Here is a 12,772-nt window from a genome sequence, read left to right on the forward strand (position 1 = left end):
CTAGAACACCATAAAATAGTTATTTTTAAATCATGTAATTTTTATTTACTCTCATGAACAAAGACACCATTTTCTCCACCCCAATCGAAAAATTGGGTGATTTTACTTTTGATGAAAGCGTTGCCGAAGTGTTTCCGGACATGATCCAACGCTCTATTCCCGGCTATTCCAATATCATTACCGCTATAGGTATGCTAGCCGAACGTTTTGTCACGCCCAACAGTAATGTTTACGATCTCGGCTGTTCCCGTGGCGCGGCAACATTGTCCGCCCGTCGTCATATTCAACAGCCCAATGTAAAAATTATCGGTATCGATAATTCCCAACCTATGGTCGAGCGTTGCCGTCAGCACATTGCGGCCTATCATAGCGACATCCCGGTAGATATTTTATGTGATGATATTCGCCAAGTTGAAATCAAAAATGCGTCCATGGTGATTTTAAATTTCACCCTACAATTTTTGCCCCCAGAGGATCGCGTGGCATTGCTGACAAAAATCTACCAAGGATTAAACCCAAACGGCTTATTAGTATTGTCGGAGAAATTCCGTTTTGAAGATACTGCCATCAATGAATTGCTCATTGATTTACACCATCAATTTAAACGCGCCAATGGCTACAGCGAATTAGAAGTAAGCCAAAAACGTACCGCACTTGAAAATGTCATGCGAACCGACTCCATTGACTCTCACAAAGTGCGGTTAAAAAACGTGGGATTTTCTCATGTAGAACTTTGGTTTCAGTGCTTTAATTTCGGTTCTATGGTGGCGATAAAATAATTGGCTAAAATAAAAAGTGCGGTAGGTTTTTAATGCGTTTTTAAACGACACCCACCGCACTTTTCTTTTCAATTTTTCTATAACGCTTTCAAATCCTTATCCAACAAGCGAGCCAACAACAAAATACCATCCTTAAAACGGTATTCGGCATATTCCGCCTGCGCATAATGTTGCCCTTTGCCTTCAGCAAAGAAATATTCTTGGCTCGGTAATTCAGGCAACCATTTGAAATTATTCACCGGCAAATACACATTAGCGACACAATCTTTAAAATCGTTCGGCGGACTATCTTCCACCTGACATAAGGTAGCAACGCCTTGTTCGTCTTGATGAATCAGCGCATAAACTTTACTTGGATGTTTTTTCTCTTTAGCAAGAGTCACGCCATCTTCAGATTCATTCAAATTGGCACGAATGTCGTTTAAAATCGCATAACTCAATGCCATGTAATCCCCTTGCATCAAGGAGCGCGGATCCACCGGTGCAATTTTTAACACCACCGGTTTACCCGTCGCCAACACATCTTCAAACTGCTGCACTTTGTAATTCAGAGGAATCAGTATCAGCAATACTACAGCTAATGCCACCAACGGCTTCACTTTAGAAACGTTGGCAAAACCGACCGCACTTTGAGTTTGTGGTTTATATTTTCGTAACAAATAAATAGCAACACAGCTAAATATCAAGGCAAAGAGAAGCAATAACAACGCTTTATAAAGCAATGGAATGATCAAGGAGTAATAATATATGCCTAAATTCATCGTTAAAAAGAAAACGGCGATAAAAAATAACATTCGGCTATTCATCAAATATGCCAACAACAATAATGTCACCAAAAATAAAATTGACGGTTGAGAAATAAACCCGATGATAAATAAAGCAAAAGCCAAACTTATCAAGATAGTTTCAGCTCGATCTAAGACAAATAAACGACGAATAACCAAGAAAATAACCAACGGTGTAAGACCAACTAAAAACGGAATGATCCAGCCCAGTACGAAATCTGCATGGGTAAATACGCCTGCAGTCATGACATCAAAGAGCTCCGCAAAGCTCATCACTTTTGGCAATTCATCGGCCATTTGGCTAAAACCAACCAAGATATAGCCCGCATTTTGCAAAGAAGCACAAATACTAAACAGCAAAAACGCCCAAGCAAAAGGCGAAATCTGTGCGCTGACTTTTTCGTTTTCGCCATAAACTTTTTGAGTTAAAAATGCCACTACGCAACCTAGCATAGTCAAAATGTAGAAAGGCACATAGTGGTATTCCACTTGATTAGCGTAATCGAGTCCAATGAAATAGAAATCACTAAAATAGATATGCCACATCACCAACACAGTCATGATGGTTAATGTACGCAACCAAATTTCTTTGCGTAAAAAATAAAATATCCCCACCACGACCATAAATAATAATGGCGTAGTTATCGTTAATGTACCGCTATCGTATCTATCAAATACATCAGAAAGAAAATAACCGCCCAACAAACAATAGCCCATTAAGAAGAAAATACCGATGATAATTGATATATGACTTTCCGCATCAGGATTACCAAAATGCATCCCTAAAGCAATAAATAACACGATAACGCTTAGTACCAACAAACTCATGCGCGGATCGGATACGTTTAATGCTAAGAAGATCCAAATTAGGCCGGTAACGATACCGATAAAAATGGCGAAAATAAGCAGAATAGATAACGCCCAAGAAATACTTTTCCGTTGCGGATAATGACGTTTATACCAACCATGTAATAACATGATAGCGCCGATGGTAATAATAAACAGTAATAAACCGCTTAATACGGCAAAATCGGCAGAATTCACATTAGAAAAAAGGAAAAAGCCAAAGGCAGTAATCAAGCTCACAGTGGCAGTAATTAAGTTCACAAAGTCAATGCGATACTGTTTATAAAAACAAATACACGCCAAAGATGGAAGCGCCACTTGCAAGAAAAGAATAAAGAAATAAACGCTGGAATCAACGTCATTACCTAGAAAATCTGTCAAAATCCTGACAAAAAACAGATTCACCAGCACTAAGAATACAAGGAACTTAGGCAGAAGTCGCCAGTTCCCATCATGCAATCGATGAATAAATAATTCACTTAACAGCAAGAAAATAAAATTTAAACTTACCGCGGAAAGCGCGATGTCATTCTCATAGCTGCTATCATTAAACAAAAATAAGGCAATATTGGTAGTTGCAACCAACAATAACGCTGAGGCGACATTTGGTAGTAATAATAACAACGGCAATTGGCATACTGACCAAATGGCAAATAATTCCCATGCGTTAGCCCCCGTTTGATAGGTTTGTCCCACCAAAGCAAAAACAGCGCCGATAAGAACAGAGGTGATAAAAAAGAAAGTGGCAGATAGTAGTTTTAATTTTTCTTTTTCCAATTTACGGCTTTCGCGCAGAAAAAAGCAAAAGCCCAATGCAATAGAAAATAGTAATACGGCTTGTAATCCATAAATTTTTGCAAGATCGGAAAAATAATCCAAATTGGCGGCAATTAAAGTCACAATACCGCTAGTAAGAAACCCGGCACTTAATAATAAAAAAAGTAAATTAAGATAACGAGGCCAGGATAAATTGAACAAAGATGAGGTGTTCATACTCCTTCCTTTTAATTTTTTAATTAAAAATCAAACGTATTCTGCCAATTTTTAAATTAAAAAGAAAGCAAAAGTGCGGTCACTTTTTGTGATGAATTTTGACCGCACTTTATCATTCAAAGCAAGCTAAATATTATTTAGTTGCATTGGGTTTATGGAACAAGGTGACGGCAATAAAGCCAAAACCTAAGAAACAGGAAACAATCAGCGCATAGAAACCGCCGTCCCAACCGAATAAATCCACTAATTTACCCATCACATACCCCGCACTGGCGGACCCGAGCAGATAACCGAATAATCCGGTTAATCCTGTTGCAGTGCCGGTGGCCACGCGAGGAACCAAATCGGCTGCCTGCAAGCCGATCATCATCACCGGTCCGTAAATCAGGAAACCAATTGCGACCAAACAGATATTATCGACCAACGGATTACCCGCCGGATTTTTCCAATAAACAAAAATCGCAACAAGCACACCTGTCAGGAACAACAGCATTGGCGGGGCGCGGTGACCTTTGAACACTTTATCGCTCAAATAACCACTGGTCAGCATGCCGAAAATCCCTGCATACTCATACAGGAAATATGCCCAGCTTTGTTTATCTACGGAAAAATGTTTCACTTCTTTTAAGTAGGTCGGTGCCCAGTCGATAATGCCATAACGAATGAAATATACAAATACATTGGCAATAGCAATCGCCCATAAGAATTTGTTATTTAGAATATATTTTTTGAAAATATCTGTGGATGAAAGCGTGTGGGCTGATTCAACATGTTGCACCACCTTTTCGCCTCGCCACTCATCTACCGGCGGCAAGCCTTGAGATTCTGGCGTATCACGCATTAAATAGAACATGATGAAGGCTAACACAATGGCGATTAACGCCGGCAAATAGAATAAAGATTGCCATACGCCGAATATGGATAGACCCAAAATCGCTAATGGACCAATTAACCCGCCACCTAAATTGTGAGAAACGTTCCACCAACTCCACCAAGCGCCCCGTTCGGACACTGAGAACCAGTTAGTCATCGTTTTCGCCCCAGGAGGATAACCCATGCCTTGGAACCAACCATTTAAGGCAGCAAGCACGATCATTATCGGAATGGAAGAAAGTACGCCTGGCACTAAACCAAAAATCAAGCTGACTGTAGCAGACCCCAATAAACCAATGGTAATAAAATACTTCGGATTGCTACGATCGGATACGTTCCCCATAATGAACTTACTAAAGCCGTAAGCCAGTGATAATGCGACTCCCACCGTTCCCAAATCGGCTTTGGTAAAACCATATTCGTCAATTAAGTATGGAATAGCTAAAGAAAAGTTTTTGCGGATCAAATAATAGGCCGCATAACCTATAAATACCCCGGCAAATACCTGCCAACGTAATTTCTTATACTCCGCATCAACTCGGGAAGACTCAATTCGAGATGCCGGCGGAGAGGCCCTGAGAAATGAAAACATAAAAAACTCCTTTGTTTTCGTTTAATGATGTGAATGTTCTGTTGCCAAGAAATACCTTCAATAACAACATCTTTTATAAAATATCAAAGATCCTTTTTTGGTAAAAACAATAAAAACACATGACGATTTTGAGGAAGATGGTAAAACCTTTTATGACACCTGATAAATAAAGGTATTTCTCTTACACTCAGTCAATAAAAAAACTGGTCTGACCATAAGCAAGAAAGCAACTTCACAAGATAACATAACAAGTTATATACATTTAATTTACCTCATTTAATAGGTTATTTAACTTATCTACATAAAGACTCAAAATTAGCACACAGATCACTTTTCTTTTATTTTTTACTGTAGATTTTACTAGGAATCAAATAAGCCACAACAGAATAATCTTCTAATAAAAACTTTATTTTTAGTTCAAAACTCCCTTTTTAAACAAAATTAATGATCTCAAAAAAATTTACCAATCTTTTCCTCTATTCCTCTATTATTTTTTAAAGGCTCTTCTTGTTGTTCGCATACAAACTTAACAATAGCATTGCGGTAGATATTGAAGATTCCGAAATCATTGAACAAACTTATCAACAAACACATTTATGTAACGTTCCGCAAAAAGTACCACACTTTTTTCCGCTTAAAAAAGGAGGAAATATAGGGGTATATAAGAGCAAGCATAGTAATAATTATCATTTGCAAAAATTCAATAAATAGGCTAAATTCCCCCCGTAATTTATTTATCGTCATTAACCTTCATAGGAGCATTTATGCGCAAACATTTTTCATTGCTTCCCCTCGCAATGTTAGTTGCCACCGCGGTTTATGCGGACAACTTAGAAGTCATTAACGTGGTTTCAGAAAATACCGGTGCCAAAAGTAAAACTAATGTGATTACAACTGAATCGATTAATCGCAGTACGGAAACCGAATTAAAAGGTTTATTGAAAGACGAACCGGCGATTAACTTCGGAGGTGGTCACGGAACATCACAATGGTTTACCATTCGTGGGATGGGGCAAGATCAAGTGGATGTGAAAGTGGATGATGCTTATACCGACGCCCAACTCTTCCACCACCAAGGCCGTTTCATGTTTGATCCGGCACTATTCAAGAAAGTGAGCGTGCAAAAAGGGACTGGGTCAGCCAGCGCCGGCATTGGCGCCACCAGTGGTACAATCGTGGCGGAAACTGTCAGCGCAAAAGATTTGCTGAAAGAGGAACAAGACTTTGGTTTTAAAGTTAATGCCGGTGTAAGTTCGAATAGTGGTTGGAGCAAAGGCGCCACCATTTATTCCAAAGTCGGTGCATTCGATGCTTTAATTTCCGGTAACTGGGTAAAAGAACGTGATTACAAAGCGGGTAATGGCTATAAGATCAAAAATAGTGCACTGGGTCAGCGTGGTTTATTGGCTAAAGTCGGTGTAGATCTAAACGAAGATCATCGTATTGAATTAAGCCGTCGCCAAGAACGCCATTATGGTGTCCGCGCACTACGTGAGGAGTTTGACTTTGCTCAGGACGGAAGAGAATCAGTTAATGCTCCACGCTATCGCGTCACCACTAATGATACCGGCAAGATTGAGTGGACCGGCAAAAACATTGGCTTTATCAGTACCGCAAAAGCCAATGTTTGGCGTACAGTTATTAGCCGAGAAGAACCTACCGAACGTTCCAAAATCCATTTGGTTGCCAATGGTGCAAACCTTAACTTAGATTCTCAAATCGGTGAGTCTCACTTAATCAAATATGGTGTCAATTACCGTGATCAAGAAGGCAGACCAAATTCTCTCACGGTGCAAAACGGGGTACAAATAAGAAATCAAAAGAAACGTGATGTGGGCGTTTATGCAGAAGGTATCTGGGGTCTCGGTGCATTCACCTTAACCACAGGTTTACGTTACGATCACTTCTCATTCCGAGCTATGGATGGCAGAAAATCAAACAAAGGTAATTTAAACCCAAGTTTTGGTTTAATCTATGAAGTAACGAAGGATTTAAGTTTTAGTGCCAGCTTAAACTACGCAACCCGTAGTCCTCGTTTCCGGGAAATTCTATTGTCGTCAGGAACTACCAGAGGAAACCCTGCAGTCTATTCCATTGCCGGCAATATTAAATCTGAAAAGTCACGCAATACGGAAATCGGTTTCAACTATAAATTAGCCGATAGCCTTTCATTAAACGGTAGCTATTTCTGGCAAACGATTCAGGATACTCACGCGTTCACTCAAATCAGACCGGGTTATTTTGAAATTCAAAATGCAGGTAAGTTGAGAAATAGCGGTTACGAATTAGGTGCGGCATATAAATATGAAGGTTTAACTTTACGTGCCAGTGTAGCCTATAGCAAGCCTGAATTAGATGGCAGAACCGTCGACAGTACGGTTACTGCCATTCCAATTGGTCGGACTTGGACTACCGGCGTGGCTTACCGCTTTGAGCAACCTGATGTAGAAATTGGCTGGAGAGGACGTTTCGTACAGCATACGAGTTATGATACCAGCACGAATAACCGTGGTGGCGGTTCAACCACCACTAAACGCCCCGGATATGGTGTGAACGATTTCTACGTCACATGGAAACCGGTTGAAAACATCAACGTTAACTTGGCGTTAAATAATGCGTTTAATAAATATTATCGCAGCCACAGCCAACGTGCAGGTGTTTCCACCCTACCCGAACCGGGTCGCGATGTTCGCTTAAATGTCAATTACACCTTCTAAGCCATAGAAGTGCGGTGGGTTTTCACCGTGTTTCTATGATGCGCCATATTCAAAAAGGATTAAGCCTAAGCTGCTTAGTCCTTTTTATTTTCTCAAAACAAATGCCCTCATTCTGTGGCATAATTGGCACAGTTTTCACTTATGGGAGAATACCATGCGAATTTTACACACCATGTTACGCGTCGGCGATTTACAACGTTCCATTCGGTTTTATCAAGATGTGTTGGGTATGCGTTTATTGCGCACCGGCGAAAATCCCGAGTACAAATATTCTCTGGCATTTTTAGGTTACGACGATGAAGACAAGGCTTCCGTGTTGGAACTGACTTACAACTGGGGCGTGGATAAATACGAACTCGGCACCGCTTACGGGCATATCGCTATCGGCACGGACGATATTTACGCCACTTGTGAAGCCGTGCGTAAAGCCGGTGGCAATGTCACCCGCGAGCCCGGCCCGGTAAAAGGCGGCAAAACCGTGATTGCCTTTGTGGAAGATCCGGACGGTTATAAAATCGAATTTATCGAAAACAAAAACGCACAAGCCGGATTAGGCAACTAATTCGCGCCAAAAGTGCGATAGAAAATTCAAACGTTTTTTAACGTGGATTATGAACGGTTATCCACGTTTTATTTTTAGGAAAATGTATGTCTGAAACACAAGAAACCATAAACTATAATCTCTTAAAACATCGTTTCCGTGGCTATTTACCGGTAATTATTGATGTGGAAACCGCAGGCTTGAATGCTAAAACCAATGCATTGTTAGAACTGGCAGCAATTACGGTAAAAATGGATGACAATGGTCATTTGGTACCGGATCAAAAATGCCATTTCCACATTCAACCTTTTGAAGGCGCAAATATCGATCCTGAATCCATTAAATTTAACGGCATTGACATTGACAACCCGCTGCGCGGTGCCATCAGTGAAAACATTGCCATCAGCGAAATGTTTAAAATGGTACGCCGCGCACAGAAAGATGCCGAGTGCCAACGCTCGATTATTGTGGCGCATAATGCAGCCTTTGATCAGGGCTTTATTATGGCAGCAGCACAACGCACCAACGCCAAACGCAACCCATTTCACCCTTTTTCCACCTTTGATACGGCAACCCTAAGCGGTTTTATGTTTGGTCAAACGGTGTTAATTAAAGCCTGCCAAGCGGCCAAAATCCCTTTTGATGGATCACAAGCACACTCTGCCCTCTACGATACGGAACGTACTGCAGAATTATTTTGTTATATGGTGAATCACTTAAAAACACTGGGTGGATTTCCACATATTGCGACAGAAGATTAAAAACGCCACCAATATTGACCGCACTTTGCAAATTTTTTGAAAAAGTACTTGCGACAAAAAAATTTTTCCAGTAGTTTAAAAAGCAAGTCACGCAGGAGATTTAAAATGAACTTTATTCGTCACCATCACCACCATGTAACTGAATGATCTTTCAGGTATTTGGTGTGCTTGGAAGATAACTTCCGAGCAGGTACGAATAAATCATTGCATATCGCCCCCTCGGAAGTCCGCTTTCGAGGGGGTTTCTTTTTTTACATCAAAATTAATTCCCACAAAATAAAATGGCAATTTTATTAGACAAATTTTGTATTTCGAGTAAATTATCAATAACTTAACTTATAAGGATAAACACATGTTAACTAACCCTGTCGTTATCTCAATCATCGTCTTGCTGGCGCTTAGCTTGCTACGAATTAATGTAGTCATTGCACTGGTTATCTCTGCCCTCACGGCAGGTTTAATCGGTGATTTAGGCCTAACAAAAACCATTGAAGCCTTCACCGGTGGGCTAGGTGGCGGTGCTGAAGTAGCTATGAACTATGCCATGCTCGGTGCATTTGCCATTGCTATTTCTAAATCCGGCATCACCGATTTACTCGCCTATAAAATCATTACTCGCATGAACAAAACTCCATCCGCCAACGGCATTGCTATGTTCAAATATGTGTTATTGGGCGTTTTAGTATTATTCGCAATTTCTTCACAAAACCTATTGCCGGTACACATCGCGTTTATTCCAATTGTTGTCCCACCACTTCTTGCTATTTTCAACAAATTGAAAATTGACCGCCGTGCCGTAGCGTGTGTGCTGACATTCGGTTTAACCGCTACCTATATGCTATTACCAGTAGGCTTCGGAAAAATCTTTATCGAAAGTGTTTTGGTGAAAAATATTAACTCCGTAGGCGGAGCGCTAGGCTTACAAACCACCGTAGGTGAAGTTTCGTTGGCAATGACTATTCCGGTTATCGGCATGATTTTAGGATTACTTACAGCCATCTTCATTACTTATCGCAAACCGCGTGAATATGTTGTCGCCACAGCCGAGCCGACAACCAAAGACATTGAGCAGCACATTGCTAATATTACCCCTAAACAAATTACAGCCAGTTTAATCGCTATTGTTGCCACCTTCACTGTGCAATTAGTTACTAGCTCCACAATTATCGGAGGCTTAGTGGGTTTAATCATCTTCGCCGTATTCGGTATTTTTAAACTCAAAGAAAGCAACGATATTTTCCAACAAGGCTTACGCTTAATGGCGATGATCGGCTTCGTGATGATTGCCGCCTCCGGTTTTGCCAATGTGATTAATAGCACGAGCGGTGTAAAAGAATTGGTTGAAGTGTTAAGTACCGGCGTCATCCAAAGCAAAGGACTTGCTGCGTTCTTGATGTTGCTCGTCGGTTTACTTATTACCATGGGGATCGGTTCTTCTTTCTCTACCGTGCCGATTATTACTTCCATTTATGTGCCACTTTGTTTATCTTTCGGTTTCTCCGCACTCGCTACCGTGTCCATTGTCGGTGTTGCAGCAGCGTTGGGTGATGCAGGTTCACCAGCATCTGACTCCACATTAGGGCCGACATCCGGTTTGAATATGGATGGCAAACACGACCACATTTGGGATTCCGTTGTGCCGACCTTTATTCACTACAATATTCCGTTAATAGTCTTCGGTTGGATTGCTGCCATGTATTTGTAAGTTCAAAAGTGCGGTTGAAAAAACACGTAAATTTTTCACCGCACTTTCATTTTCTATACGCCTATGAAAAACATTTCCATCCAACGTTTAAAAAAAAGCCTTCAGCATTTTTTCGAGCGTTATGACGCGCAGAAAGAAGAAACGGTTTACACCAAATTTTCGGAAAATTTATTCACGGAAAACTGGCGAAAAACAGCGTTTTATTTTGAGCAGATCGAACAAACTTTCTCTCAGATTGAGCAGATTAAAAGTGAGAATCTTGAAGCCTTGCAGTTTTACACGCAAAAACTGTCGGCACAATGCACCGCACTTTCGGATGCGTTAACCCGTCAGCAGCAAAATGTACAACTCTTTCCTATTAAAGCGAAAGAAGAAAGCAAGTTGGCGGATAAACGCTATCATCCTGTTCATACCTTACCACCGCGCGAACGCTTAGCGAAATACTATGAATACTTAGCCTCTTTTAATGAAAAAATTCAGTGTGAACAAGATGATTTAAGCAAAGCGCAAAGAGAAGGGTTGCCGTTTAATCGACAAAAACTGGAACAACTAGAACAACGCCGCGCCCGTTGTTTAGAAGCCATTGAAATGTTGGAAGAATATTTGGTTTTCCTTGAAACGCAGAAATAACCACAAAAAAACCTCGCAACACATTGCAAGGTTTTTTCATTTTAATGCGTTCTCATTAGCCAACGTAACGTCCTACGCCAAGCTCATCTTCTTTACGGGTACGGTTAATCACCATTTGTGGCGATTGCAATACTCGCAATCCCATTTCATCTTCCGTGCGCACAACCTCACCGCGTAGGGAGTTAGTGAACACGTCCGTGATTTTAATATCCACAAATTTACCGATCATATCCGGTGAACCTTGGAAGTTGACGATACGGTTATTCTCCGTACGTCCGGTCAATTCCATAATGTCTTTCTTGGACGGGCCTTCCACCAATACGCGTTGCTCGGTGCCTAACATCGCACGGCTGAATTGTGCAGCTTGGTTGTTAATGCGTTGCTGCAACAAATATAAGCGCTGTTTTTTCTCGTCTTCGGTCACGTCATCAGGGTAATCCGCTGCCGGCGTACCGGGACGCGCGGAATAAATGAAGCTGAAACTCATATCGAAATTCACTTGTGCGATTAAATTCATGGTTTGCTCGAAATCCTCTTCCGTTTCACCCGGGAAACCGACAATAAAGTCTGAGCTGATTTGAATATTCGGACGCACCGCTTTCAGTTTGCGAATAATGGATTTGTATTCAATCGCCGTATGACCACGTTTCATCATCGTTAAAATGCGGTCAGAACCGGATTGCACCGGCAAATGTAAGAAACTCACCAATTCCGGCGTGTCACGATACACATCGATAATGTCGTCAGTGAATTCAATCGGATGGCTGGTGGTAAAACGCAAACGGTCAATGCCGTCAATGGCTGCCACTAAACGCAATAACTCGGCAAAAGTACAGATTTCACCGTCAAATGTTGGCCCGCGGTAAGCGTTCACGTTTTGACCAAGCAAATTCACTTCACGCACCCCCTGCTCTGCTAACTGGGCAATTTCAAACAGAATATCATCCACCGGACGGCTCACTTCCTCACCGCGTGTATAAGGCACTACGCAGTAAGTACAATATTTATTACAACCTTCCATAATAGAAACGAACGCTGTCGGACCTTCCGCACGCGGTTCCGGCAGACGGTCAAATTTTTCGATTTCCGGGAAACTAATGTCCACGACGGAGCTTTTGCCGCCACGGATTTGGTTAATCATTTCCGGCAGGCGGTGCAACGTTTGCGGTCCAAAAACAATGTCCACATAAGGTGCGCGGGTGCGGATATGCTCGCCTTCTTGCGATGCTACGCAACCGCCTACGCCGATTAATAACTTAGGATTGCTTTTCTTTAATTCTTTCCAACGGCCTAACTGATGAAATACTTTTTCCTGCGCTTTTTCACGAATGGAACAAGTGTTCAATAACAATACATCCGCTTCCTCCGGCACATCCGTTAATTCTAGTCCATGCGTGCTATGCAACAAATCCGCCATTTTGGATGAATCGTATTCATTCATCTGGCAGCCCCAGGTTTTAATATGTAATTTTTGCGTCATATGGGTTGAAATTCACTCTAATTAATCATAAAAATTGACTGGCTATTCTACAGTTTTGCGCTTTTACTGA

General features: G+C 41.3%; 9 protein-coding genes and 1 other annotated feature. Of the genes, 6 read left to right on the forward strand and 3 right to left on the reverse strand.

Features of this window, described 5'->3' with window-relative positions:
• Positions 1-53 precede the first annotated feature (53 nt).
• The gene (cmoA, locus tag EL144_RS10435; protein ID WP_005703785.1) at positions 54-779 is read left to right on the forward strand and encodes a carboxy-S-adenosyl-L-methionine synthase CmoA; all 726 of its coding nucleotides are present in this window, start codon (positions 54-56) and stop codon (positions 777-779) included.
• Positions 780-856: 77 nt separating this feature from the next.
• On the opposite strand, the gene EL144_RS10440 is transcribed toward cmoA, so the two are convergent.
• Positions 857-3,403, reverse strand: a complete 2,547-nt coding sequence (locus EL144_RS10440; protein ID WP_005703784.1) for a GDYXXLXY domain-containing protein — start codon at positions 3,401-3,403, stop codon at positions 857-859.
• 133 nt (positions 3,404-3,536) lie between these two features.
• Positions 3,537-4,868 (reverse strand): phosphoglycerate transporter protein PgtP, encoded by a 1,332-nt coding sequence (pgtP, locus tag EL144_RS10445; RefSeq protein ID WP_005703783.1) that lies wholly within the window; start codon positions 4,866-4,868, stop codon positions 3,537-3,539.
• A gap of 764 nt (positions 4,869-5,632) precedes the next feature.
• On the opposite strand from pgtP, the gene EL144_RS10455 reads away from it, so the two are divergent.
• The 5 genes from EL144_RS10455 (at position 5,633) to priC (ending at position 11,222) form a co-directional block, all read left to right on the forward strand.
• Entirely contained in the window at positions 5,633-7,585 is a 1,953-nt protein-coding gene (locus tag EL144_RS10455; protein ID WP_032995143.1) for a TonB-dependent receptor domain-containing protein, read from the forward strand.
• Positions 7,586-7,739: 154 nt separating this feature from the next.
• Positions 7,740-8,147: a lactoylglutathione lyase gene (gloA, locus tag EL144_RS10460; protein ID WP_005557828.1), complete on the forward strand. Its 408-nt coding sequence runs from the start codon at positions 7,740-7,742 to the stop codon at positions 8,145-8,147.
• 86 nt (positions 8,148-8,233) lie between these two features.
• Positions 8,234-8,887, forward strand: coding sequence for a ribonuclease T (gene rnt / locus EL144_RS10465; protein WP_005703780.1), 654 nt, complete (start codon positions 8,234-8,236; stop codon positions 8,885-8,887).
• 122 nt (positions 8,888-9,009) lie between these two features.
• Positions 9,010-9,136 (forward strand) — a sequence feature (His leader region).
• A 103-nt stretch (positions 9,137-9,239) separates the two neighbouring features.
• A complete protein-coding gene (locus EL144_RS10470) occupies positions 9,240-10,592 on the forward strand; it encodes a Na+/H+ antiporter family protein (protein WP_005703779.1) in 1,353 nt (450 codons plus the stop codon).
• Between the two features lie 63 nt (positions 10,593-10,655).
• Entirely contained in the window at positions 10,656-11,222 is a 567-nt protein-coding gene (gene priC, locus EL144_RS10475; RefSeq protein ID WP_005703777.1) for a primosomal replication protein PriC, read from the forward strand.
• Positions 11,223-11,277: 55 nt separating this feature from the next.
• Here priC and miaB read toward each other — a convergent pair whose 3' ends face one another.
• Complete coding sequence (gene miaB, locus EL144_RS10480; protein WP_005703776.1) at positions 11,278-12,702, reverse strand: tRNA (N6-isopentenyl adenosine(37)-C2)-methylthiotransferase MiaB; 1,425 nt, start codon at positions 12,700-12,702, stop codon at positions 11,278-11,280.
• Positions 12,703-12,772: the final 70 nt, after the last annotated feature.

It is taken from the genome of Aggregatibacter aphrophilus ATCC 33389 (genome assembly GCF_900636915.1).
GTDB classification, from domain to species: Bacteria; Pseudomonadota; Gammaproteobacteria; order Enterobacterales; family Pasteurellaceae; genus Aggregatibacter; species Aggregatibacter aphrophilus.

Bases quoted from the DNA above. Each gene is read 5' to 3' on its own strand.
- cmoA (WP_005703785.1), top strand. From the start codon at position 54: ATGAACAAAGACACCATTTTCTCCACCCCAATCGAAAAATTGGGTGAT.
- EL144_RS10440 (WP_005703784.1), bottom strand. From the start codon at position 3,403: ATGAACACCTCATCTTTGTTCAATTTATCCTGGCCTCGTTATCTTAAT.
- pgtP (WP_005703783.1), bottom strand. From the start codon at position 4,868: ATGTTTTCATTTCTCAGGGCCTCTCCGCCGGCATCTCGAATTGAGTCT.
- EL144_RS10455 (WP_032995143.1), top strand. From the start codon at position 5,633: ATGCGCAAACATTTTTCATTGCTTCCCCTCGCAATGTTAGTTGCCACC.
- gloA (WP_005557828.1), top strand. From the start codon at position 7,740: ATGCGAATTTTACACACCATGTTACGCGTCGGCGATTTACAACGTTCC.
- rnt (WP_005703780.1), top strand. From the start codon at position 8,234: ATGTCTGAAACACAAGAAACCATAAACTATAATCTCTTAAAACATCGT.
- EL144_RS10470 (WP_005703779.1), top strand. From the start codon at position 9,240: ATGTTAACTAACCCTGTCGTTATCTCAATCATCGTCTTGCTGGCGCTT.
- priC (WP_005703777.1), top strand. From the start codon at position 10,656: ATGAAAAACATTTCCATCCAACGTTTAAAAAAAAGCCTTCAGCATTTT.
- miaB (WP_005703776.1), bottom strand. From the start codon at position 12,702: ATGACGCAAAAATTACATATTAAAACCTGGGGCTGCCAGATGAATGAA.